Source organism: Polaribacter sp. R2A056_3_33 (assembly GCF_019278485.1).
In the GTDB taxonomy this organism is placed as follows: domain Bacteria; phylum Bacteroidota; class Bacteroidia; order Flavobacteriales; family Flavobacteriaceae; genus Polaribacter.
On sequence record NZ_CP058984.1, the window covers coordinates 2,635,561 to 2,661,101 of the forward strand.

Below are 25,541 nucleotides of genomic sequence, written 5' to 3' on the forward strand. Positions count from 1 at the left end.
ATTAAATTCTAACCGTTTTTGTAGAATTCAATTTCTACATTTTGGTTGAATAGATACACTTTTTTATTGCTCATATTCATGCATTCATATCGGGTTCTACGTAAATTTCCTCTTTTGTAGATGGTGTTTTTAAATACAAATAAACTACCAAACGGAATATCAAAAATAAAATGCTTGCCGGTTTCTGCTACACTTCCTCTTAGCGCTAAAGATAGATCTGCATCAGTATCTGTACTTGCTTTTGGGTTTTTAAAATACCTTGCTAAAAAAGGTAGCATTTCCATAGGGTAAATTTCTGGGCGTAAAAAAGGTAGCATTAAATGCTGAAAAACCATTTTCCACTCTTTACCATGAGGCTGTACGCGTCCGAATTTTTGATGCGTGACATGATGTGCAATTTCATGAACTAGCGTAAGTAAAAACTGATATTTATTAAGGTTATTATTTACGGTAATTTGAAATCTTCCGTCGGGTAATTGTCTAAAATCACCATGTTTTGTTTCTCTCTGGTTTACAATTTTTAGCGTAAAAGAATGCTCGTTTATAAGAAACTCTATAAACGGGATTGCTTTGGAAGGAACGAAATCTTTGTAATTTGAATTCAATTTTTAATTTTTTTGAATGCTTACTGCTTACGGAGTTGAAGAGGATACTTGTAATACTTTTCCGTTATAAAATTTATTTCCTGTTAAAGAGAAATCAAAAATATAATTCGCCATTTCTGTAGCAGAGGTAGGTGCTTCGTATCCAGGGAAAGCTTCTTCTAGCATTTCTGTTTGTACGGCTCCTAAAGCCAAAACATTAAATGCAATTTGTTGTTCTTTGTATTCTTCTGCTAATAATTCTGATAGCGTAATTACTGCGCCTTTGGCGGATGAATATGCTGCTAATCCAGGAAATTTCATACTCCCTTGAATTCCTCCCATTGAGCTTATGGTAACTACATGACTTCCTTTTTGCATGAACGGAATCATTAATTTAGTCAACTCAGCAACGGCAAAAACATTCACTTTATAAACTTCTAAGAAATCATCCGAAGATAAATCTGTAAAAGGCTTATTGATTAATTTACCTGCATTATTAATTAAAACATCTACTTGTTGCCAGTTATTTTTAACATAATCAGTTACTTTTCCTAGGTCTGAATTCACAGATAAATCAACAGAAATTAAAGTGATGTTTTTATGATTAAACTCAGATAGTGGTTTTGTGTTTCTAGATAAGGCTAATACCTGATGTCCGTTTTCTGCAAACTGTTTAGCGAGTTCAAAACCAATTCCTCTGCTTGTACCTGTAATTACAATGTTTTTCATTTCAATAAAAAAATTTGAACGAGCAATTTACTCAATTTTTCATAAATTTAAACTCAAAATCATGACAAATGAAATCTGTTGGAATTTTAATTTAAACCTCAAGGGTTTTAAAATCTTTGAGGTTTATCTGTATTTAAAAAAAAAATAGAAAGGCTAGTAATACTTAGGAGTATAAGGCTTAAATTACTTATTAAAATTCAGAACCATGAAATTCAATATCTTATAGAACCTATTGTACCTCAATTAAGGTTGGTTTTATTTAATAGAAAAACTACTCTTCTGTTTCAAAAGTGATATGTTGGTAAGCACCAATATCAGGATTTGTACTTCTGTCAATGCCTAAAATATCTGTAGTGAAAGAGGTTGCTTTTGCTTTATTAATAGCTTCAGATTCTTCACCAATTATAAAATCACTCTTTTGAGTATTTCTAAAGTGTGCGTTTCCGTTTATAATATTGTCTTGGTAAAAAGTACTTGTAAAATCTAGCTCTGTGTTGTCTATAAAAGAGTCATTACTATCTGTAAACTTAATCATGGAATTACTAACGTTGTAGTTAAATATACCGCCTCCATCAACTTTATCTAAGATAAACTCTATGTTGTTATTTCCATCAAAAATACAATTGGTAAAATTAGCCGCATGTAAATTTCTGGTCTCAATAATTTCTTGTCCTGTTGCATCCGAATATACAAAAAAGTTGTTCACCAAAACAGCAGGAAGTTGACGTAAACCACTGTTCCAGAAGTTTGCAAAAGTAGAATGCGTAAAATTATACGTTCCACCAATAGTTGCTGCTAAAGAAACCTGACCAGCAGCGCCAACAACTACATTGTTACCTTCAATATTTGCTTCTCTACCTAAAATACCATAACTAGAATGGTTGTAGATTTCTGTGTTTTGTAATTTTAAAGTTGGAGTAGAAGGTGTGCCAATGCTATCAACCAAAATACCTATTATTCCGTTTTTAATAATGGCGTGGTTCATTTCATTGTTTTTACTTCCAGCACGCATCCAAATAGTTCCCCATTGTCCTGCAGTTTCACTAAAAGAGTGTTCTAGTCGGTCTCCTTCGAAAATTACTTTATTAGCAAGTGTTCCGTTTACTTTTAAGGTAGCTTGGTTATCTACAATTAAACCAGAATTATCATGAAAATAAACTTTTGCTCCAGCTTCAATAGTTAATGTTTTGTTTGCTGGCACAGCTGCAAATCCATAAATAACCGTAGGTTTTACATTGGTAAAGGTTAATTCTGTATCTGTTAAAAAACGTCCTTTTAAAGTGGTTGGTTCTCCGTCTAAAGTTAAGCTATCAATTTTCATGGAAATAGCATCTTTTCCAGGAAATATAAAATTAGCATCTTGTACTAAAGTAACTAAATCTACATCTTGTTGAGAACTACCAGAATCGAATAGAATTCTATCCGTGTATAACGGATTAACCACATTACTCGCATTTATAGTAGTTTCTACAAAGATAAAAATACTGTCTTTGGCAAGAATATCTATGTTTTTAAAATCTTTTCCAGGAATTCCATCTACATTTAACCTGTAGTTAGAATTCGTACCGTTTTCTAATTTTATTTCAGGAATGGTAATTGCATTTTTTTCTCTATTATATACTTTTAATTTATACGTGGCAGAACCAATATTTGTAAATATAGTATCTAGAAAAACGGTGTCTTTAGAAAATTCTAATGCACCAGAACTTGGTGTTGTATTAAAATCTTTTCTACAAGAACTTACAGAAATAAGAACGAGACAAATAATAAAGGAAATAAAGTAACGCATAATAGTAATTTCTGTCTCCTCGAGCGCAGTCGAGAGGTTGGTTATAGGTCTCGACTGCGCTCGACCTGACATTTTATTAAAATATAATAATAGAACTTTTTAATAAGTCTATTATTGTTTTTTAATCAATTCAATTTCAAATAATTTACCCCAATGTTTACCTGTTACAAAAAGACGGTTATTCTCTTTGTCATAAGCAATACCATTTAAAACTTCGTCATGAGGAACTAATTTTTGTGTTTTTTCCATTTCTGTATGCAATCCTTTTAAGTTTGCAATACCTTCTACAACACCTGTTTTTGGATCTATGACAACGATAGCATTTTGCTGATATTTATTCGCATAGATTTTTCCATTGATCAATTCTAATTCATTTAAGTCAGCCACTGCGTATTTGTTGGTGTACACTTGAATCGATTTTTCTTCTTTTAAAGTCTCTGGGTCTAAGAACCAAATTTTGTTTGTACCATCAGATTTTATCAACTGAGTTCCGTTATGTGTAAAACCCCAACCTTCTGCACTATTATTATAGGCAAATTCTTTTTCTTGTTTAAAGGTTTCTAGATTATAAACAAAACCCTTTTTAGCCTGCCAAGTTAACCAGTAAATCTTATTATTAAGAATGGTCATTCCTTCACCAAAATACTTTTTATCTAAATCTATTTTTTGTAAAACTTTACCCGTTTCAATTTCAACTTTTCTTAGTGTAGATTTTCCTCTTTGACCTGTAGTTTCATATAAAAAACCATCATGATATTCTAAACCTTGTGTGTATGCGGTTTTATCATGCGGATATTCATTTATAATTTTATAGTCATATACAACAGGTTTTTTATTTGATAAAACTTCAAAAAAACTATTTTCTTTTTTTGTCTTTTCAGCATAAAAAACCAGCGCAGAAATTTGGTGCTTTCCAACGCCTAATTCAGTTGTATTAATAGAAATTGCATTTCCATCCGAAGAAACTTCATTTCCATTCACGAAAAATTGAACACTATTTATGGCTTTCTCTTCTTTCTCTTTTAAAGTAACTTCTACATTAGAATTTAGAGCGACTTGTTTTTTATGCTCTAAACTAAATTTATAGACATCAGAACAAGATGTAATTAGTAGAAAACACGCAAAAAATGCAACAAGTAAGGTATTCTTTTTCATTTTTGTAATTATTTATATTTATTTTTAGTCTTTTTAGCTTTTATAAAAGTGCTGAAAAACCACTATTTATCAACGAAATCTGATGTAAAAATAACTAATGTGATTGTTAGACCAAATAAAAACAAAATATTTATTTGTTAATTAAAAAATATAGTTAAATTTGCATCCTCAAAATAGTAAACAACAACTATTTAGAGAATCGAGTAAGCTTTACCAACTTCACTCATGCAAACATAACATTAAAGTATTAAAATATAATAAAATGAGAAAAGGAATTCATCCAGAAAATTACAGAATGGTAGCTTTTAAAGACATGTCTAACGAAGATGTATTTTTAACACGTTCTACAGTAGACACTAAAGAAACGTTAGAAGTTGATGGTGTTGAGTATCCTTTAGTAAAATTAGAGATCTCTAGAACATCTCACCCATTTTACACTGGTAAATCTAAACTTATTGATGCTGCAGGACGTATCGATAAATTTAAAACGAAATACGCAAAATTCAAAAAAGAGTAATTCTTTTAGAATTTTCAACATATTTAAAACTCCAACATTTATTTGTTGGAGTTTTTTATTTTAGATTATATTGATTTTTTGGGGTGTTTAACATGGAAAACAAGATATTGTAATTTGTGGTTTTCTGTGTAGTCTATTTTTTAGTAATTTTGATGTTGTCTTGCAGGTCAAGACTTAGGTGATTATCTGTTTTTAAGTTGATATTATTAAGAGTTTTTAGAGGTGAAAAAGAAGGAAGTAATTAGATTAGAAACAATTTATTATAATAAATAAGAAGAGTATATTTTATGAAAAATTTTGATATTGTTATTATTGGTGGTGGTCCTATTGGAATTGCTTGCGGATTAGAAGCTCAAAAAAATGGGTTGAGCTATGTAATTTTAGAAAAAGGGCCAATAGTAAATTCATTATATAATTATCCAGTGAATATGCAATTTTTCTCTTCTTCAGAAAAGTTAGAGATCGACGAAATTCCGTTTATTAGTAAAGAAGCTAAACCAAGAAGGAGTGAGGCTTTAGAATATTATCGAAGAATTGCAACTTCAAATAAGCTACATATTAATTTATTTGAAAAAGTAACTTCTGTGTCTAAATATGAAGATGAATTTTCAATTCTTTCTGATAAAAATACCTATAAGTCTAAGAATATTGTTATTGCAACTGGTTTTTATGATATTCCGAATTTACTAAACGTACCTGGTGAAGATCTACCAAAGGTTTCTCACTATTATAATGACCCACATTTTTATGCTGGACAAAAATTAGCTGTAATTGGGGCGAGCAATTCGTCTGTAGATGCAGCTTTAGAAAGTTATAGAAAAGGAGCAGATGTTACCTTAATTATTAGAGGGACAGAAGTTGGACAACGTGTAAAATATTGGGTGAGACCAGACATTATCAACCGTATAAAAGAAGAAAGTATTCAGGTTTTTTATAACAGTACGGTAAAAGAAATAACAAAGGATACCATTGTTATAAATACTGAAAATGGAGAAGAAACGTTACTAAATGACTTTGTTTTAGCATTAACGGGTTATAAACCAAATTTTACGTTTTTAGAGCAAGTTGGTGTTTCTTTTTCTAATGATGAAAAGAAAATTCCTACTTATAATGATGAAACGATGGAAACCAATGTGAATGGAGTCTATTTAGCAGGCGTTATTTGTGGTGGAATGGAAACGCACAAATGGTTTATAGAAAACTCAAGAATCCATGCAAAAATGATTGTAAGTAATATTAAAAAATTAAAAGAATAGTTTGCTGCAAACTATTCTTTTAATTCATAAACATCAATTTGAAGTTCATCAACTTGATCTTTAGGTATTTTTTTAATCACTTTTTTAGTAAAATTAGGTGTCTGAATATAATAACTAACTTCACCTTCGCGCCCGGGTACATATTTAATCTCTAACGTATTTGTACCTTTAATTAAGTGTAAATCTGTAAGTCCGCCTGTGCCTCCAAAATACATTAAGCTATTACCATTTAGAGTTGCTTGAAAGACATCCATTCTTTCAGAGTAAATAAAAGCAGCATCTTTATTACCTAAAGTAACTTTTTCTTTTTCTGATTTATCTTTTTTAAACTTTAAGTCAAACTTTGAAGTTATAGTTCCAGATTCTTTTTCGCTTGAAACATAGTAAAAAGGAATATATTCTATTGAGCTTCTTAAACCAAAACTAAACTTTCTAGGTGGATTGAAGTTTGTTGTTCTTCTATCAAATTTTATTTCAATAGTATTCTCGCCTTCTTTTAATACAAAAGCCATTAGGTCTTGAATAAAAGGAGGCATGTCTTGTAATTGATTTTTAAATGGGTGTTCTTCATTAAAAATCTTTAGACCAGAAAGGTCTCCTTTGCTTACCGGTTTTCCATTAATTTTTAGCTGAACATCGTAATTACTATTATGTCCAGAAACAAAAGCTTTAATATGTTTAGTGTCTTGGGATGTCATACTTATAAAAATTAGTGAAATTAAAATTAATAAACTCGCTCTTTTCTTCATGTCAGTTTTCTTGTTTTTAATTGTTATATTTTAGAAATGTTACTTTCTTAAATAGCAATATAGAGGGGGAGGTTTTTATTAATATTCTTTAAAATCGATAGATTTATTGGGCAAATGTAAATGTTATTCTATGATTTTTAAACGTTGTATCTATTTCATTCTGGAAATAAATGAACCCTCTTTTTAGTTCGATACCTAGAAGGTAGTTACTCAACTGTTTATTTACTTTTTTATTTAAAAAAGCTAGCTGTAAAAAAGACATTATGGAAACCAATTTAAAAGGTGTGTGTTTAGTAGATCTTGTTTTCGGAGGTGTGGAATACACATAGAATTTAAAAGAAACAAGCCTTAACATTTAATTGTTAAGGCTTGTTTTTAGCTGTTTTAATATTTTGTTTAAAACAATTTCTTATAATAATCAGTTGCCATTCTTTGGGTTGTAAACTCAGGAATAACATCATCCATAGCTTTAAATACTATTTTTTGCCAGTTTTTAGGAGCATCGTAATACGTTGGTAATACTTTGTTTTCTAAAATATTGTATAAATTATCGGCGTCCAATTTGTCTTGCTCATAGGTTGGTAATTTATAATCTATTGCTGGTAGTACGAAACAGTTTTCTTCGTTCTTTTTAAATTCAGGAATCCAGCCATCATCTGTAGAAACATTTACAGAACCATTCATTGCAGCGGTCATACCACTTGTGCCAGAAGCTTCACGTGTAATTCTTGGCGTGTTCAACCAAACATCAGAACCACATTTTAATTTTCTAGACAAGTCTATTTCGTAACCAATAACTACTGCTAAATTTGGTTCTTGTTTAGATTGATGTACCAAGTGGTTAAAAGTATCGATTGCACCATAATCAAACGGATATGGTTTTCCTGCCCAAATAATTTGTACCGGATATTTTTCATTATGAATTAATTTTTTAAATCGATCGTAATCATGTAAAAGTAAATCGGCTCTTTTATAACCTGCAAAACGTCTTGCCCAAACAATGGTTAACACATTCGGATCTAATTTTTTACCAGTTTGTTTGTAAACTTCTTCAAAAAGTTCGCTTTTTAACGCCGTTTTTTTCTTTTTATAAGCAGTGACATTTCCTTTATTCCAAGATTTTTTGATAGTTTCATCTTGCCAAAATTTTTGATTTTGAGCGTTTGTAATCGGAATTATTTTACAAATACCTTCGTAATCTTTCCACATATCATTTGCAACAATAGCATGAAGTTTAGAAACTCCATTTGCTTTTCTTGCCATTCTTAACGCAGAAATTGTATAATTAATCATGCCACCATTCACCATTTCGGTTTGCAATTCTTGTTCAGAATAGGTTCTACCAAAGAATCCACATCGGTTTAAATGACGCGCATCTCGCTCTTCATTTCCTGCTTTTTCTGGTGTATGTGTTGTAAATACCATTTGATCTTTGGTTACACCTTTATCTTTTAAATAATAAAAGGCAGGTAAAGCATGCCCTTCATTTAAATGGTAGGTGTCTGCGCCTCCTAGTGCTTCTACTACTTTAGCTCCCGCAATTCCTAAAACAATACTTTGAGATATTCTTGTTACCTGGTTTTGATCGTATAAATGGTTGGTAATAGTTCTAGATAAATGGTCGTTTCCGTCTACATCTGTACTTAAAAAATACATTGGTACGGTTCCAAAAACCTCTGGTTTTAAAACATAAGCCCTTACTTTTACATTCGGATTGTCATGAAGTTTAATAGTTACTTCAATCCCTGTATATTCTAAAAAATCGAAGTGTTTTTCATTAAATTCAGTTTTTAATGTTTGGTCATCATTTCTTGCTTGGTCGTAGTAGCCATATTTCCAAAGCATACCAATACCAATCATATTTTGTTTTAATTCGAAGCCAGAACGCATGTGAGAACCTGCTAAAAAACCCAGTCCTCCAGAGTAAATATTAAAAGCTTGATCGATACCGAATTCCATACTAAAATACGCAACTTTCTTTTTATATTTTGTTGCAGGTTTGTATGGGTGATGCCATTTACTGTATATATGTTCCATGATTTTTTTTGATTTTAATATTAAAAGTAAGGAAAATAGATAATTTATGATGTTGTTTATAAGTTAAATTTAGGTAATTAAAGTTAATTTATAATGCTTTTAAATTTAAGGTAAATGGTTTGTTTTTAGTTTTTTATGATATCCGTCATTTGTGGTTTAAATAGGTTTTTTAAATGCCTTTTTTAACTTTTCTGAGATTTCTCAATCGCTTTAAAAAAACTCATTTTGGAATGACATTCGTTTTATTATTCCGAAGAATGAGGGGGGATAAAACGAATTAAAAAAGATAGAATACTTCTAAGTTATTATAAAAAACAAAAAAAAAACCGCTTCAAAAAGAAACGGTTTTAAAATACTAAAAGAACACTGTGTGTTCTACATATAATCTTCAATTGGGTTACAAGAACAAATTAAGTTTCTGTCTCCAAATGCATCATCAACTCTACGTACAGTTGGCCAAAATTTATTTTCAGCAATGTACTCTAAAGGAAAAGCCGCTTGTTTTCTAGAATAAGGTAAGGTCCATTCATCTGCAGTTAACATTTCTTGCGTGTGAGGTGCGTTTTTTAAAGGGTTGTTCTCATCCTCTTTGGTTGCGTTTTTAATTTCTTCACGAATAGAAATCATCGCATCACAAAAACGATCTAACTCTGCAATAGATTCAGACTCTGTAGGTTCAATCATCATAGTTCCTGCAACAGGGAAAGAAACTGTTGGAGCGTGAAAACCATAATCCATTAAACGTTTAGCGATGTCTACAACTTCAATTCCGTTTTGTTTAAAATCACGACAATCGATAATCATTTCGTGCGCAGCTCTGTTCATTTCTCCAGTGTATAAACTGTTGTAATGTCCGTGTAAACGTTCTTTAATATAGTTGGCATTTAAGATGGCATTTTTGGTAGCATCCGTTAATCCTTTTGCACCTAACATGGTAATATAACCGTAAGAAATTAAACACACTAAAGATGACCCCCAAGGAGCAGCAGAAATGGCAGTAATTGCATTTTCACCTCCTGTAGCAACTACAGGGTTTGTTGGTAAAAACGGAACTAATTGTGGAGCGACACAAATTGGACCAACTCCAGGACCTCCACCACCATGTGGAATGGCAAATGTTTTGTGCAAGTTTAAGTGACAAACATCAGCACCAATCGTTGCAGGATTTGTCAACCCAACTTGTGCGTTCATATTTGCACCGTCCATGTATACTTGTCCGCCGTTATTATGAATAATTTGTGTAATCTCTTTAATTGCTTTTTCATATACTCCGTGTGTCGAAGGATAGGTAACCATTAAGGCAGCTAAATTATCTTTGTGTAAAACTGCTTTTGCACGTAAATCTTCAACATCAATATTTCCTTTTTCATCTGTTTTGGTAACCACAACCTTCATACCTGCCATAACTGCTGACGCAGGATTTGTTCCGTGTGCAGAAGCAGGAATTAAACAGATATTTCTGTGAGAATCGTTGTTAGATTCGTGATATGCTCTAATAGTCATTAAACCAGCAAACTCACCTTGTGCACCAGAATTTGGTTGTAAAGAAGTACCAGCAAAACCAGTAATAATATTTAATTGATGCTCTAATCTTTTTAAAACTTGTTGATATCCTTCAGCTTGATTTAATGGCACAAAAGGGTGAATATTTCCCCACTGTGGATTACTTAAAGGCAACATTTCAGAAGCTGCATTTAATTTCATGGTACAAGAACCTAAAGAAATCATAGAGTGATTTAATGCTAAATCTTTACGCTCTAATTTTTTAATATAACGCATCATATCTGTTTCAGATTGATACGTGTTAAACACGTCGTTGTCTAAAAACGATGTACTTCTTTTGGTGTTTTCTGTTATAACTTCAAAATCTGCACTAAAAGATTCTTTTGTTAAGATTTGATGAAAATCATCTACAGTTTCCGATGCAATCGGTTTCTTTTTAAGTTGACCAAAAATGGTAAACAAGTTCATTAAATCTTTCTGTGTAGTTGCTTCGTTTATAGAGATAGAAATGTGTTTTTTATCAACATAATTAAAGTTCACTTTAAAAGACTCTGCAACAGATTTTAACTTAATACAATCTATTTCTACCAATAAAGTATCAAAATAAGAAGAGTTTAACTGCTTAAAACCTGCTTTTTCTATAAAATTGGCAACTAATTTAGTTTTGTTGTGTACAGAGTCTGCAATAAATTGTAAACCACTTTTACCATGGTAAACAGCATACATACCTGCCATAACTGCTAATAAAACTTGTGCTGTACAAATGTTAGAAGTCGCTTTTTCTCTTTTTATATGTTGCTCACGAGTTTGCAATGCCATACGTAAAGCACGTTCTCCGTTGATGTCTTTGGTAATACCAATAATACGTCCGGGAATACTTCTTTTGTATTTGTCTTTTGTAGCAAAATAACCAGCATGAGGACCTCCATAACCTAACGGAATTCCAAAACGTTGTGTAGTTCCTACAACAACATCAACTCCAAATTCTGCAGGAGCTTTTAATTTTACCAATGATAAAATATCGGCAGCAACAGCAACTTTTATATTGTTTTCATTCGCTTTCGCTACAAAGGCAGTATAATCATAAACTTGACCATGTTTACCTGGATATTGTAAAATAGCTCCATAAAATTCCTCAGAAAAATCAAATTCCTCATGGTTTCCAATTACCAACTCAATTCCAATAGGAGTAGCGCGCGTTTGTAAAACAGATATTGTTTGAGGTAAAACTTCTTCAGAAACAAAAAACTTATTTACACCAGCTTTCTTTTGTGCTCTTTCTCTAACATCAAATAAAAGTGCCATTGCTTCTGCAGCTGCAGTACTTTCATCTAATAAAGAAGCATTTGCCAATTCCATTCCTGTTAAATCACAAACCATGGTTTGAAAATTTAACAACGCTTCTAATCTACCTTGTGCAATTTCTGCTTGGTACGGTGTATACGCTGTATACCAGCCCGGGTTTTCTAAAATATTACGCTGAATTACACTTGGCACAATTGCCTCATGATATCCTAGACCAATGTAACTTTTAAAAACTTTATTTTTTTCTGATAACTCTTTTATATGTGCTAAATACTCGTATTCGCTCTTAGCAGGCGCTAAATCTAACTCATTTTTTAAACGAATATCATCTGGAACAGTTTGGTAAATTAACTGATCTAAATTATCCGCTTTTATAGTTGATAACATTTTTTCTTGCTCCTCTTTGTTAGGACCAATATGTCTGTTTTGAAACAAATTTGTATTCATGTAATAGGGTTTTGTTAATGCTCTTTTAATCTGATTTCGATTGTTCTTAGTTGTGTGTGTTTATTCGAAATTACGCAGACCAAAAGTAGGGAAATAATAAAATAATTTAGCCCATTTTTTTGCCAAAAAAGGGGGAATTATTAACCAAAAAAGAATGTTATGAACATAAAACCTATTTTTGCCGAATGAGATTCTTAAAATTGGTTTTAGATTTTTATATAAATGCAAGTATTCATGTTGCATTTTCTGTGTATGCGCTGCTAAGAATTACAGAAGTTTATTTAGATCTACCTTATAATAGCGACTTAAATTATTTTATGTTTTTTGGAACTATTACAGGGTATAATTCTGTAAAATATGCAGGTGTGGCAAAATTGCATCATAAAAGTTTAACCAAAAGCTTAAAGAATATACAAGTGTTTTCATTTTTCTGTTTTTTAGCCTTGGGATACTTTGCATACCAAATTTCTTTAAAAACACTGTTTTATACCATTCCTTTCTGTTTATTAACGGTATTGTATGCGGTTCCTTTTTTAAGTGGATTTCATAAAAATTTAAGGGAAGTAAGTTATTTAAAAATTGTAGTTGTAGCTTTTGTTTGGGCAGGTTTTACAGTGTTAATTCCTGTGGTAGATGCGAATAAAGAAATCACTTTAAATATACTTTTACTAATGTTGCAAAGGTTTTTAATAGTGGTGGTTTTAATATTGCCTTTTGATATAAGAGATGTGCAATATGATGCTATTTCTCTACAAACAATACCGAAGAAAATAGGTGTAGCAAAAACAAAGAAATTAGGATTAATGCTATTGGTTTTTTCTTTAGTTTTAGAATATTTGATTACAGCTAATACGCTAGTAAAAACTCCTTTTATGCTTTTCTTTTTTCTATTGATAATTTTCTTAATGAGAGCAGAAAAAGAACAATCTAAGTACTTTAGTTCCTTTTGGGTAGAGGTGTTGCCAATTGTTTGGTGGTTATTTCTTTTAGGATTCCATAATTTTTAAGGATGAAAAACTATTATTCTATCAGTATTTTTAAATTATCAGAATAAATAAAATAGATATCATAAAACTGTAAATTAGCTTCTTCATTCCCTACTATATTTGTAGATTTACTCACTTAAATTCAACCAAGATTCTTAAGTAATGATTAGCACAAAAAGAAATTATATTTTCGATTTTGACAGTACCTTAACCAAGGTAGAAGCATTAGATGTTTTAGCAGAGATAACCTTAGAGAACAATCCTAAAAAAGAGGCAATTATTCAAGAAATAATTGACATTACCAATTTAGGAATTGACGGCGAAATATCCTTCACAGAATCATTAGAGAGAAGAATAAAATTATTAAAAGCTAACCAAGCCGATTTGTCTGGTTTAGTAGCAGCTTTAAAAAAGCAAGTATCAAAATCCATAGAAAGCAACAAAGAATTTTTTGAAAAATTTGCAGAAGACATCTATGTGATTTCTTGTGGATTTAAAGAGTTTATAGATCCTATTGTAGAAGAATACAATATACCTTCAGAAAGAGTGTATGCAAATACTTTTGAGTTTGCAGCAGATGGTGAAATTATTGGTTTTGATGCTAATAACCCATTGTCTCAGCACAACGGAAAAATAAAGTGTTTAAAAGACATGAATCTCGAAGGAGAAATACAAGTTATTGGTGATGGGTACAGCGATTATGTAACTAGAGAAGCTGGTGTAGCAGACAAGTTTTTTGCATACACAGAAAACGTTTCTAGAATTAAAACAACAGAAAACGCAGACCACATTGCCCCAAATTTAGATGAATTTTTATACGTAAACAAGTTGCCAAGAAATATCTCATACCCAAAGAATAGAATTAAAATATTATTATTAGAAAACGTACATCCAGATGCTTTTAACAAGTTGTCTACAGATGGTTTTTCTGTAGAAACCGTTTCTAAAAGTTTGTCTGAAGACGAATTGATAGAAAAAATAAAAGACGTACATGTTTTAGGTATTCGTTCTAAAACAAACGTAACGCAAAGAGTTGTAGACGCTGCAGAAAAATTAATGGTAGTTAGTGCATTTTGTATTGGTACCAAACAAATAGATTTAGAAGCGTGTAAAGAAAATGGAGTGGTGGTTTTTAATGCACCTTACAGCAATACACGTTCTGTTGTAGAATTAGCAATTGGAGAAATCATTATGTTAATGCGTAGTGTTTTTCAAAGAAGTACAGAAATTCACAATGGTCAATGGAATAAAACGGCAGAAGGTTCTAGAGAGGTTCGTGGTAAAAAACTAGGTATTGTAGGTTATGGTAATATTGGTAAGCAATTATCAATTTTAGCAGAAGCTTTAGGTATGGATGTTTATTATTACGATGTAGAAGATACCTTAGGTTTAGGAAATGCAACTAAGGTTGATCAATTATCAGACTTATTAGCATTATCTGATGTGGTTACTTTACATATTGATGACAATTCTGCAAATAAAAACTTTATTGGAGAAAAAGAAATTTCTCAAATGAAAGATGGCGCACTTTTAGTAAACTTAGCAAGAGGTTTTGTAGTAGATATTCCTGCATTGGTTGCCGCTTTAAAAAGCGGGAAATTAGCTGGTGCTGCAGTAGATGTATATCCTTCTGAACCAAGAAAAAACGGAGAATTTTACTCTGAATTACAAGGTTTACCAAACGTAATTTTAACGCCGCATGTTGGTGGAAGTACAGAAGAAGCACAAAGAGATATTGCAGATTTTGTGCCAAGTAAAATTATGGCGTACATTAATTCTGGAAATACAGTAGATGCTGTAAACTTCCCTAATATCCGTTTACCAAGACAAACAAATGCGCACCGTTTTTTACACATTCATAAAAATGTACCGGGTGTAATGGCTAAAATAAATAAAGTTTTAGCAGAATATGATTTAAATATTAATGGTCAATTTTTATCTACAGATCCAAAAGTTGGCTATGTAATAACAGATTTAGACAAAGAATACAACAAAGAAGTTTTAGATGCCTTAAGAGAAATTGAAGGGACTATTAAATTTAGAGTGTTGTATTAGTAGATAACAAATGAATAAATATCTATTTATTTTCATTTTATTAATTTCTTATAATTCATTCTCTCAACTTAATTTTAAAACTTATTTTAAAAAAGCAGAGAATGGATTTGAGTTTTTAGCAGACAACAATGAGTATTGTCCGGTTTCGGTAGAGGTAGATTTAGAGTTGGTTAACTTGTCTACATCCAACGGAAATTTTAAAACATACGTAATTCCTGCAAGAACTACAGGCTTTGTAATTACTACATTAAAAGCAATAAAAGCTGGTTCTTACAAGTACAATTCTAAAACACGGTATAATTACGGAGATTTTGCAACGAAAGAGAAAGATACTATTGCCGTAAATAAGAAAGACACCATTGCTGTTGAAGAATACATTTACAATCTTCCTTTTAAACAAGGAAAAAAGTTTAAAGTATCTCAAGGTTATAATGGCATAATAACACATCAAAAGAAAAACGCACTAGATTTTCTAATGCCAATTGGTACAGAAATTTATGCAGTAAGGGAAGGTGTTGTAATTAAGGTGGTAGATCATAACACCAAAACATGTGTTACTAAAGGCTGTTTAGAGTATAATAATTTTATTTTAATCTATCATTCAGACGGTACATTCTCCGATTATGCACACATAAATACCAATTCTGCTACCGTAAAACCAGGCGATAAAGTAGCTAAAGGTCAGTTAATTGCTAAAAGCGGAAATATTGGTTGGTCAACAGGTCCTCATTTACATTTTGAAGTTTTTAAGCAAGAAATTATCAAGCGAGAAACCCTTAAAACCAAGTTTAAAATTAACGACGGAACAGAAGTACCCGTTTATTTAGAAGAAAAAGTAAAGTATCAAAGAAAGTATGAATAGGCTTTTTTTATATAGAAAACACCCTTCATATTTTATAATTTGAAGGGTGTTTTTTTTGAAGCTATTTAATGTAGTCAGTTTTTATCTGTATTCTGGATTTTCAAATTCCCAACGTTCTCCATCATCCCATTCTTTTCGAGAGTTTCCATAATTATTGTAGCCACCATTTTTCTTTAACATCAGTGCTAAGTGAAGTAAATTATAGGTCATAAAAGTTGTATTTCTATTTGTAAAATCACTATCGAAACCAACAGGTTTATCTAATTTTTCTCCTTTCCACTCTTTATCACCATAACTTGGTCCAGGACCAACTTTTCCAATCCATCCAGAATCTGCTTGTGGCGGTATGGAGTATCCTACGTGTTGAAGCGAATATAATATTCCCATTGCACAATGTTTTACGCCATCTTCATTACCTGTAATTATGCAGCCACCAACTTTACCATAAAAAACATACTGACCTTTATCATTAGTTAAACCACTTAAAGCATAAAGTCTTTCAATTAGTTTTTGGGCTTCAGAAGATTTTTCTCCAAGCCAAATTGGTGTTCCAACGATAAGAATATCTGCGTCTAGAACTCTCTTTGTTAATTCTGGCCACTCATCAATATCCCATCCATGTTCAGTCATATCAGGATAAACACCACTCGCTACTTGATGGTCTATTAGTCTAATCTCATCTATTTTAACGTTTTCTTTAACCATAATGGCTTTTGAAACTTCCATTAATGTTTTGGTGTGGCTTTCTTGTGGTGACTTTTTAAGAGTACAATTTATGTAAATTACTTTTAAATTACTGAAATCTGTTTTTTGCATAATTTTAGTTTTAATAGGTTACAACGAACTATGATTAAGCTAAAAATAAGCAATTTTTAATAGACCTTATTGATTACAGTAATTTTTAACCTATCCTATTTTTTTTTCGAAGGCTAAGTAGTGAGTTGTATTCTCATTGAATAATGGAATTATCTTAACTTCACAATTATAAGCTGTTCCGTCTTTTTTGTAGTTTACAATAATTTCTTTAAAAGGGTTGACTTGCTCTATTTTTTCCTGAATTCTATTTTTTGTTTTTACAGAAGTTTCTTCTCCTTGTAAGAATTTAGGTGTTTTGTTTATTGCAAATTTTTTAGAATAACCAGTCATTGATGTAAATCCTTCGTTTACCCAAATTATGTTTTGATTTTTGTCAGTTACGATTAATGCTTCATAGTCATTTTCAGAAAAAGCAAGATTTAAGTCATTTTTCCAATTGAACTTTTTAGCAAAAGAAAGTACTTGTTCGATTTCCATTCTCTTTTTAGCTTCAATTAACCTTATATAATAATCATCCATAAAAATATCCCAACTGACTAATGGCGTCGTTTTTACTTTTGAAATTTCAACTTTTGGCTTTATTTCATTATATTCTTCTTTATTAAGACCAGATAGGTAAATATCCAAGCATTTCATTTCAGTAAGATTATTTTTCATAGTGTTATTCCTTAGGTTCAATATTATTGCAACGCCTATGTGAAAGCTTTGTTATGTGTTTTGAGTAGTGAATGCCACAAGTTAGCTAAAAGTCAAACGTCATATTTAAAATTACTCCTTTTTATATTTCTTATGTTCTATTTTCTTTTTCTCTAAAATCGCATAAAATTTTCGTGGCGAGATTTTCAAATCTTTTGTTATTTCACTCACTTTTTTCTTTCCTTTTTTATACAGCGTTAAATTTTTGTTTACTTCTTTGTCAAAATAGTGTTTTTCTAGTTTTTTAACAATTTGTAATTCAGTCAGATTTGAATCATTTGCATATTTTTCAATTTCTGATTTTATGTCTTTTAAATTACTCATATTTGTCAATTTTAATGGTTCTTCCCAATGAATTCTAAGGTTGTTTTTTTCATTGTTCTCCCAAATAACATCCTCGATTGTTGCTTTTGAATAGCATATTTTTTTCGATAGTTCTATTAAATTTTCTATTTCGTGCTGATTATCATAAGCCATTAATAATTCGTTCCTTATTGATAAAGAAAAAATCATAATAAGTGTGTGAAAATTTTGGTTTGTCGTTTATCTCGTTTTTTCCTATCTCACTTTTGAAATGAACACAAATTCGCTTATTTGTCTTAAGAATATAGTGTCCTAATATTTTTGACTATTCAATCTATCTATTCTTGTATTTCCTCATTTGCCATTGTGATGATTAGTGTTGGATAACTTATTACCCTTAAAGTTTTATTTTTTCTTTCAAATCAACAATCATCTTATCTTCAACTCCCAAATATCGCTGGCTACCTAAATATCTATTTTTATTAAATTCATCATAATTAGCTTCATCAGCGTTCATAGAACTCAAATGCACATTTCCTGCAGAATGGATAAATTCCATTTTATCATTTCCTAACCAAATTCCTACGTGAGTAACACGTTGTTTGGTATCAGCAGTTGCTTTTTTTCCAAAGAACATTAAATCTCCTTTTTCTAAACCTTCAAATTTTAAATCTTTATCTACCGTTTTACCTGCATTTATTTGTTGAGAAGCATCTCTAGGAATGATAAAACCATTCATTAAATACACCATTTTAGTAAAACCACTACAATCAATTCCTTTGCTAGAAGTTCCTCCCCATAAATAAGGGAAACCAGTCATAGTTTTCGCAGCAGTTTCTATATTCTCTTTTGAAGCAACCACACTTTCTAACCAAGAATTGTATATAACAGCTTCATTTTTTTTAAGAAATGCTATTCTATTATCAGGATATTTTACTTCATAAAAATCATTATCTTCAGAAACATATTGCAATAATGCACCTAAAGTAATATCAGAAACAATTTTAGAATTTTCAGATTTATCAGCATAAGTATATCCATAAGTTTCTGTAAAAATTACTTTTTTAGCATTGTTCCAAGCATTAAATTCACTTTTATTCATTAAATGAATTCCGCCTCTATCTACCCAAGAAATGTATTTATCCGGAGTCTGAATTCTATAGAAATCACCTTTTTTATCCAATACTTTTACAGACATTCCAAGTAAACCTTGCGTGCCTAATTCGGCAGAATGTTTTGGGTTAGAACGAATATTAATAACCGAATTTCTTGCGACTGCATATTGTTGTAAACCAACTACATTATCAGGTAAAATTCTCACATTGTTGGTAAATTTTACATTTCTGTTTTTTAAACTATCTAATAAAATAGAAAAAGCTTCTTTAGAAGTAGTTTCTCCTTCTAAAATAAGTTGGTTGTCTACTTGCTCAAAATTTATATCAAACAATTCTACACGTTTGTCAGGAGCATAGGTTGTTTTTAACGTTGCGTAAATGTTTGTTAATTCGTCTGTAGAGTTGTTCTCCTTTTTACAAGATAAAGAAATAAGAAGTACAATTAAAAATAAGTGCTTTAAGGGTTTCATTCGTGTTGGTTTTGTGTAAAAATACAAAAAATGAGTATTAATTTAGAAGCTTTATAGTTCAATATTATTGAAACTTATTTAGGATTGTTTTATATTTGGAATAAATCAACTTTTATTAGATGCAGTATCAAAATTCGTTAGCGTTTGCCAAACAGCAAGATAAAGAAGATTCACTTTCTTATTTGCGAAATCAATTTCATATTCCGAAAGATAAAAACGGAAACGATTGGTTGTATTTTACAGGGAATTCTTTAGGCTTACAGCCAAAATCTACCAAAGAATACATCAATCAAGAATTAGAAGATTGGGCAAATCTAGGTGTAGAAGGTCATTTTGAAGCAAAAAATCCGTGGTTAAATTACCATGAATTGTTAACCGATAAAATGGCGAAAATTGTTGGAGCAAAACCAATTGAAGTTGTGGTAATGAATACACTAACAACTAATTTGCATTTGTTAATGGTTTCGTTTTACAGACCTACAAAAACCAAGTATAAAATTGTCATAGAAAGTGATGCTTTTCCTTCGGATAGATACGCAGTGCAATCTCAATTAGAATTTCATGGATTTTCTAAAGAAGATGTAATTGAGTGGAAACCAAGAAAAGGAGGGGAATTATTAAATATTGATGATTTAGAAACCATTGTTGAAGAACAAGGTGATGAAATTGCTTTGTTATTAATTGGTGGTGTAAATTATTATACTGGTCAGTTTTTAGACTTAAAGCGAATCGCAGAAATAGGACACTCAAAAGATTGTGTTGTCGGAATCGATTTAGCACATGGAGCAGGAAACATTAAGCCAGATTTACATGAATCAGGAGTCGATTTTGCATCTTGGTGTACCTATAAATACTTAAATTCAGGACCGGGAAGTTTAGCAGGCTTATTTGTTCATGAAAAACACGCAAAAAATAAAGACTTACCTCGTTTTTCTGGTTGGTGGAATCATAATAAAACTACGCGTTTTAATATGAGAATGCCTTTTGATGTGATGGAAGGAGCAGAAGGTTGGCAGTTATCCAATCCGCCAATATTATCTATGGCAGCAATTTTGGCTTCATTAGATATTTTTGAAGAAGTTGGTATGGATGCTTTGCGTCAGAAATCAGAAAAATTAACTGGTTATTTCGAGTTTTTAATCAATGAAATTGGTTCTGATGATATTAAAATTATTACTCCTTCAAATCCAAAAGAACGTGGTTGTCAATTATCCATTCAAGTTAAAAATGCCGATAAAAGTTTGCATACAAAACTAACAGAAAAACATATTATTACAGATTGGAGAGAGCCCGATGTTATCCGTTGCGCACCAACACCAATGTATAACACTTTTGAAGATGTGTACAGAATGGTTTCAATTTTAAAAGGATTGTTATAAAATGAGTGTTTTTAATAAATTGATTAAAGGAGAAGATATTTTAGTGAAATTAAAAACTAAAAGTGATATTGGTTTTTGGCAATATCAAGTATTTGGAATTCTAAGTTTGTTTATGGAAAAAGGAAGCGACTATTTTATAATAACCGATAAAAGAATTTTAATATGTATTAGAGAAGATATAAAAGTTAATTTTATTTATAAAGACTTCATTAAAATAAAATTTAACACAAAAAATGACTTATTAAGTTTTATAAATGAAGATAATGAAATGCAAAAAATATCATTATCTAATCTTAAATTGGAATATGATGATTACCAATTTTTAAAAAATAAGTTACATTAGTTTGAAGAATAAATGATGAATAAAACAGATAAAATATTAGTAATAGGCGCAGGTTTATGTGGTTCTCTTTTAGCTTTAAGATTAGCACAAAGAGGTTATAAAATTGAATTATACGAAAGCAGGCCAGATTTAAGAACTACAGATATTTCTGCAGGTAGATCTATCAATTTAGCATTGTCAGATAGAGGTTTTAAGGCATTACGTTTATGCGGAGTAGAAGAACAAGCAAGAGAATTTTGCATACCAATGTATGGACGATTAATGCACGACAGAGCTGGAAATACTTTTGCTTCTAATTATTCTGGTAGAGAAAATGAGTATATCAACTCCATTTCTCGTGGCGATTTAAATGCATTGTTATTAAACGAAGCAGAAAAGCATATAAACGTTAACATTCATTTTAATAAAAAATGTAAAAATGTTGATATAGAAAATAATACAGCACATTTTAAAGATTACAAAACCAAGCAAGAATTATCTATAAAAGCAGATGTAATTTTCGGAACAGATGGTGCAGGTTCTTCACTAAGAAAAAGCTATTATTTAGAACGTAAATTTCTGTTTAGCTACTCTCAGAATTATCTAAATCACGGTTATAAAGAATTAGAAATCCCTGCGGATAAAAATGGAAAGCATCAAATAAGTAACCAGCATTTACACATTTGGCCTCGTGGTGATTTTATGTTAATTGCCTTACCAAATTTAGACGGAAGTTTTACGGTTACACTTTTCTTAAGTTATAATGAAGGCGAATTTAATTTCGAAAACTTAATATCAGAAGAAAAAATAACACAGTTTTTTGAGCAAGAGTTTCCAGATGCTTTAATAATCATTCCTAATATAAAAGACGAATTTATAAACAACCCAACAGGTGCTTTAGGAACCGTAAAATGTTCGCCATGGTCTTATCAAAATAAAACGGTTTTATTAGGCGATTCTGCGCATGCAATTGTACCGTTTTACGGACAAGGTATGAATGCTTCGTTTGAAGATGTTACTGTTTTCGATGAAATTTTGAATCAAGGTTTAGATTCTTGGAAAACTGTTTTTAAGACTTATGAAAAAGCAAGAAAACAAGACACAGATGCTATTGCAGATTTAGCAATTGATAACTTTCATGAAATGAGAGATCATGTGTCAAATGCTATTTTTAAGGAGAAAAGAAAGATAGAAATGGATTTAGAAAAGACGTTTCCAACGGAGTATTTCTCCAAGTATTCCTTAGTCACTTTTAATGCAAATATAGGGTACAATGAAGCCATGAAAAAAGGTAGAGCGCAAGACAAAGCTTTATTGAATTTAATTGCAGGAGATGAATTTCACACGCATTTAAACATGACAAAAGACGAGTTAAAAGTTATTTTAGAGAAAGTAAAAACAGAAACAAATAACATTTTAGAAGAAGATAAAATTGCAGGGATGTAGTTTTTTTTAGAAGCTATTTCCTGCTTTACGCACTCGCTTTTTTTATTCAAAAAAGAATAAAAAAGAGCTCAAACAAATGCTGCAATCAGGGCTAAACCAATTCATAAGAGCTATTAATTGTAGGTAATAAATAGACCATTTATAAAGTAAATGAAAAAATATATAGTTTTATTAAGAGGAATAAATGTATCAGGAAAAAATATTCTTCCATCGGCAGAACTACGTGATTTATTAAACGATTTAGGTTTTAAAAACGTACAAACATACATTCAGAGTGGAAATATTATTTTAGAATCAGACGAAGGTAAATCTGTAATTTGTAAGAAAATTAATGAAGGAATTCAAACTAAATTTGGTTACGATGTTCCTGTAATTGTAAGAACAATTCCTCAATTTAAAAAAGCATTTGCTAATTACCCTTTTCCAACAGACAACACCAAAATAGTTGCCTTTGTTTTCTTAAACAAAAAAGTATATGAAACAAAAATAGACGTTAAAGGTATTGATAACGATCAATATTTAATCGATAATGATATGGTATTTATTCATTGCGAAACTGGCTTTGCTAAAACAAAACTTTCTAATAAATTATTTGAAAGAAAGTTGAATGTAAGTGCGACAACTAGAAATTATAATACCACATTAAAGTTATTAGAGTTGGCAGAAAGTAATTAAAATCGGTATGAAATATACAATTATTGGCGCAGGAATTGGTGGGTTAACTACAGCTTTGGCTTTTGAACAAAAAGGAATCAACTATCAGATTTTTGAAAAAGCAGCTGTTTTAAATGAAGTCGGAGCTGGAATTTGGTTAGCGCCAAATGCATTACAGGTTTTAGAAAGTTTAGGTACTTTAGAAGACGTAATTGCCAACGGAAATTTTATTGATAGAATTACCATTGGTAAACAAGATTTATCTCCAATTTCAGATAGTAATCAAGATTTTATAAAAGATATTTTTGGCTACACAACTGTTGCAATTCATAGAGCTGCGCTTCAAAAATTACTGTTTGATAAAATTCCGAAAGAGAAAATATTTTTAAACAAAGGATTTGAATCTTTTAAAGAAGTAGCTGCTAATAAAATTGAAATTACTTTTAATGATGCATCTAAAACAATAACCGATTTTTTAATAGCTGCAGATGGCATCAACTCTAAAGTTAGGCAACAATTATTTCCGGAAAGCAAGAAAAGATATTCTGGTCAGACTTGTTGGAGAGGTATTACAAATAGGGTTTTAGATGACGATTTATTGCATAGAGGGTTTGAACTTTGGGGAGACAAAATTAGATTCGGAATTTCTAAAGTAACTAAAGATAAAACCTATTGGTTTGCAGTTGCTTTAGCAACCGAGAATGAGCAAATTGAGGTTAGTTTGGTAAAAGCGAAGTTATTGAAAATGTTTTCTGAATTTGATCCTTTAATAACTGATTTAATTGCTGAAACAGAGGTTCATCAAATTATAAAAAGTGACATTCACGATTTAATGCCGCTTAAAAAATGGCATAAAAATAATATTTGTTTAATTGGAGATGCAGGGCATGCCACCACGCCAAATATGGGACAAGGTGGTACACAAGCTATTGAAGATGCGTATTATTTAAGTAATTTAATTGCTGAAAATAAAGACAAAAATATATTCGAATTGTTTCAACAAAAAAGGCAGAAGAAAGTCAGTTTGGTTGTTAATCAATCTTGGATGACTGGTAAAATGGCACATTGGAAATACGGCCAGGGTTTTCGGAATTTTATCTTAAAAAGTGTACCGAAAGCAATTATAAATAAGAAAATGATAGCATTATATCAGCTAGAAAAATAAAATATGAATACAGAAATAAAAGAAAAAATAATAGCAGTTTGTGATGAAAAAATAGCTAAAAAAGGAACCAATGTTGGTTTGTCTTTTTATGCCTTTTTCAAAAATAAAAATGATAATCCGGTTTTGTTAATGGAAGTTGCAAAATGGTGGATAGAAACGCACAAATTAGATCATTTTGAAAAAGCTATTAAGATTAAACAGATGGTTTTGGATAGTAAATAGAACAAAGAAGGATGAAAAGAGGGAAAGACGCAAAATGCATAGATATTAATTCATAAATTTAGTTTTAGATGAACTTAAACATACAAAATAAAAATGCTTTAGTTTGTGGAAGTACGCAAGGAATAGGAAAAGCAACTGCAATTTTATTAGCGGAAGAAGGAGTAAATGTGACTTTAATTGCTAGAAATGAAGAAAAGTTAAAAGCAGTTTTAGTCGAATTACCAAATAAGAATCAAAAGCATAATTATTTGGTGGCAGATTTTTCTAACCCAGAAGAGTTGCAACAAGTTTTAGAAACTACAGATTTAAAGTTTCATATTTTAGTAAATAATACAGGCGGTCCAAAAAGTGGAGATTTAATTTCTGCAACTTCATCAGATTTAATTAATGCGTTTCAAATGCATGTTATTTGCAATCAGATTTTGGTACAAGTTTTAGTTCCGTTTATGAAAACAGAAAAATTTGGTAGAATTATTAATGTGATTTCTACGTCTGTAAAAGAGCCTATTCCTGGTTTAGGAGTTTCTAATACGATTAGAAATGCAGTTGGTAATTGGGCAAAAACATTGTCTACAGAGTTGGCGGCGTTCCAAATTACAGTAAATAATGTATTGCCTGGTTTTACCAACACTGCTCGTTTAGATGAGATTATTAAAATAAAAGCTAAAAAAGAAAATACAACTGAAGCTGAAATGGTTGCGATTATGAAGAATTACGTGCCAGCAAAACGCTTTGCAAAACCCGAAGAAACTGCTGCAGCTGTTGTTTTTTTAGCAAGTGAACAAGCAAGTTATATTAATGGAATTAACCTTCCTGTTGATGGAGGTAGAACCAAGAGTTTATAAAATTAACGGATTTTGCGTTAGGGATTGAAACGGCATCCTTTTTGCTTTTTTGCAGAAAGATATAGTGTAAAGCCCGACCTTTAGGGAACGCCATAATAGTAATAAGAATTAAGAATAAAGATTTTAAAACGAAG

The 25,541-nt window shown here is 30.8% G+C and carries 23 protein-coding genes; 12 read left to right on the forward strand and 11 right to left on the reverse strand.

Translation table 11 applies throughout. The annotated features are described in order from the left end of the window. Positions 1 to 8 precede the first annotated feature (8 nt). The 4 genes from H0I29_RS11020 to H0I29_RS11035 form a co-directional block, all read right to left on the reverse strand. Positions 9 to 605: a SprT-like domain-containing protein gene (locus H0I29_RS11020; protein ID WP_218752342.1), complete on the reverse strand. Its 597-nt coding sequence runs from the start codon at positions 603 to 605 to the stop codon at positions 9 to 11. Between the two features lie 27 nt (positions 606 to 632). Next, positions 633 to 1,313: an SDR family oxidoreductase gene (locus H0I29_RS11025; protein ID WP_218752344.1), complete on the reverse strand. Its 681-nt coding sequence runs from the start codon at positions 1,311 to 1,313 to the stop codon at positions 633 to 635. 271 nt (positions 1,314 to 1,584) lie between these two features. Next, positions 1,585 to 3,102 carry a hypothetical protein gene (locus H0I29_RS11030; protein WP_218752346.1) on the reverse strand — a complete coding sequence of 506 codons (1,518 nt, stop codon included), beginning with the start codon at positions 3,100 to 3,102 and terminating at the stop codon, positions 1,585 to 1,587. Positions 3,103 to 3,213: 111 nt separating this feature from the next. Next, entirely contained in the window at positions 3,214 to 4,257 is a 1,044-nt protein-coding gene (locus tag H0I29_RS11035) for a glutaminyl-peptide cyclotransferase (protein WP_218752348.1), read from the reverse strand. A 262-nt stretch (positions 4,258 to 4,519) separates the two neighbouring features. Here H0I29_RS11035 and H0I29_RS11040 point away from each other — a divergent pair, with 262 nt between their 5' ends. Both H0I29_RS11040 and H0I29_RS11045 read left to right on the forward strand, forming a co-directional pair. Next, a complete protein-coding gene (locus H0I29_RS11040; RefSeq protein ID WP_087520665.1) occupies positions 4,520 to 4,774 on the forward strand; it encodes a type B 50S ribosomal protein L31 in 255 nt (84 codons plus the stop codon). A gap of 287 nt (positions 4,775 to 5,061) precedes the next feature. Next, positions 5,062 to 6,030, forward strand: a complete 969-nt coding sequence (locus tag H0I29_RS11045) for a YpdA family putative bacillithiol disulfide reductase (protein ID WP_218752350.1) — start codon at positions 5,062 to 5,064, stop codon at positions 6,028 to 6,030. Between the two features lie 11 nt (positions 6,031 to 6,041). On the opposite strand, the gene H0I29_RS11050 is transcribed toward H0I29_RS11045, so the two are convergent. From H0I29_RS11050 to gcvP, 3 genes are all read right to left on the reverse strand, one after another. Next, entirely contained in the window at positions 6,042 to 6,728 is a 687-nt protein-coding gene (locus H0I29_RS11050) for a hypothetical protein (RefSeq protein WP_254712615.1), read from the reverse strand. 447 nt (positions 6,729 to 7,175) lie between these two features. Continuing rightward, a complete protein-coding gene (gene glgP / locus H0I29_RS11055) occupies positions 7,176 to 8,816 on the reverse strand; it encodes an alpha-glucan family phosphorylase (protein WP_218732805.1) in 1,641 nt (546 codons plus the stop codon). A gap of 375 nt (positions 8,817 to 9,191) precedes the next feature. Beyond that, positions 9,192 to 12,071, reverse strand: coding sequence for an aminomethyl-transferring glycine dehydrogenase (gcvP, locus tag H0I29_RS11060; protein ID WP_218752354.1), 2,880 nt, complete (start codon positions 12,069 to 12,071; stop codon positions 9,192 to 9,194). 185 nt (positions 12,072 to 12,256) lie between these two features. Between gcvP and H0I29_RS11065 the strand changes: the two genes are divergently transcribed. From H0I29_RS11065 to H0I29_RS11075, 3 genes are all read left to right on the forward strand, one after another. Beyond that, positions 12,257 to 13,078: a hypothetical protein gene (locus H0I29_RS11065; protein ID WP_218752356.1), complete on the forward strand. Its 822-nt coding sequence runs from the start codon at positions 12,257 to 12,259 to the stop codon at positions 13,076 to 13,078. A gap of 141 nt (positions 13,079 to 13,219) precedes the next feature. Continuing rightward, positions 13,220 to 15,112 carry a phosphoglycerate dehydrogenase gene (serA, locus tag H0I29_RS11070; RefSeq protein ID WP_218752357.1) on the forward strand — a complete coding sequence of 631 codons (1,893 nt, stop codon included), beginning with the start codon at positions 13,220 to 13,222 and terminating at the stop codon, positions 15,110 to 15,112. Between the two features lie 10 nt (positions 15,113 to 15,122). Next, on the forward strand, positions 15,123 to 15,974 hold the full coding sequence (locus H0I29_RS11075) for a M23 family metallopeptidase (protein ID WP_218732809.1): 852 nt from the start codon (positions 15,123 to 15,125) through the stop codon (positions 15,972 to 15,974). An 81-nt stretch (positions 15,975 to 16,055) separates the two neighbouring features. On the opposite strand, the gene H0I29_RS11080 is transcribed toward H0I29_RS11075, so the two are convergent. From H0I29_RS11080 to H0I29_RS11095, 4 genes are all read right to left on the reverse strand, one after another. Beyond that, positions 16,056 to 16,790: a flavodoxin family protein gene (locus H0I29_RS11080; protein ID WP_218752358.1), complete on the reverse strand. Its 735-nt coding sequence runs from the start codon at positions 16,788 to 16,790 to the stop codon at positions 16,056 to 16,058. A gap of 90 nt (positions 16,791 to 16,880) precedes the next feature. Beyond that, positions 16,881 to 17,426: a PAS domain-containing protein gene (locus H0I29_RS11085; RefSeq protein ID WP_254712751.1), complete on the reverse strand. Its 546-nt coding sequence runs from the start codon at positions 17,424 to 17,426 to the stop codon at positions 16,881 to 16,883. 132 nt (positions 17,427 to 17,558) lie between these two features. Continuing rightward, positions 17,559 to 17,999 (reverse strand): hypothetical protein, encoded by a 441-nt coding sequence (locus H0I29_RS18370; RefSeq protein WP_254712616.1) that lies wholly within the window; start codon positions 17,997 to 17,999, stop codon positions 17,559 to 17,561. Between the two features lie 187 nt (positions 18,000 to 18,186). Then, a complete protein-coding gene (locus H0I29_RS11095) occupies positions 18,187 to 19,374 on the reverse strand; it encodes a C40 family peptidase (protein ID WP_218752359.1) in 1,188 nt (395 codons plus the stop codon). Positions 19,375 to 19,493: 119 nt separating this feature from the next. Between H0I29_RS11095 and kynU the strand changes: the two genes are divergently transcribed. The 7 genes from kynU to H0I29_RS11130 all read left to right on the forward strand — a co-directional run bounded on the left by kynU (position 19,494) and on the right by H0I29_RS11130 (position 25,407). Then, the gene (gene kynU / locus H0I29_RS11100) at positions 19,494 to 20,753 is read left to right on the forward strand and encodes a kynureninase (protein ID WP_218752360.1); all 1,260 of its coding nucleotides are present in this window, start codon (positions 19,494 to 19,496) and stop codon (positions 20,751 to 20,753) included. Between the two features lies 1 nt (position 20,754). After that, the gene (locus H0I29_RS11105) at positions 20,755 to 21,096 is read left to right on the forward strand and encodes a hypothetical protein (RefSeq protein ID WP_218752361.1); all 342 of its coding nucleotides are present in this window, start codon (positions 20,755 to 20,757) and stop codon (positions 21,094 to 21,096) included. A gap of 15 nt (positions 21,097 to 21,111) precedes the next feature. Then, the gene (locus H0I29_RS11110) at positions 21,112 to 22,521 is read left to right on the forward strand and encodes an NAD(P)/FAD-dependent oxidoreductase (RefSeq protein ID WP_218755233.1); all 1,410 of its coding nucleotides are present in this window, start codon (positions 21,112 to 21,114) and stop codon (positions 22,519 to 22,521) included. A gap of 150 nt (positions 22,522 to 22,671) precedes the next feature. Next, on the forward strand, positions 22,672 to 23,196 hold the full coding sequence (locus H0I29_RS11115) for a DUF1697 domain-containing protein (RefSeq protein WP_218752362.1): 525 nt from the start codon (positions 22,672 to 22,674) through the stop codon (positions 23,194 to 23,196). A gap of 7 nt (positions 23,197 to 23,203) precedes the next feature. After that, the gene (locus tag H0I29_RS11120) at positions 23,204 to 24,340 is read left to right on the forward strand and encodes an FAD-dependent monooxygenase (protein WP_218752363.1); all 1,137 of its coding nucleotides are present in this window, start codon (positions 23,204 to 23,206) and stop codon (positions 24,338 to 24,340) included. Positions 24,341 to 24,343: 3 nt separating this feature from the next. Continuing rightward, positions 24,344 to 24,562 carry a DUF6500 family protein gene (locus H0I29_RS11125; protein ID WP_218732818.1) on the forward strand — a complete coding sequence of 73 codons (219 nt, stop codon included), beginning with the start codon at positions 24,344 to 24,346 and terminating at the stop codon, positions 24,560 to 24,562. Between the two features lie 68 nt (positions 24,563 to 24,630). Then, complete coding sequence (locus H0I29_RS11130) at positions 24,631 to 25,407, forward strand: SDR family oxidoreductase (RefSeq protein WP_218752364.1); 777 nt, start codon at positions 24,631 to 24,633, stop codon at positions 25,405 to 25,407. Positions 25,408 to 25,541: the final 134 nt, after the last annotated feature.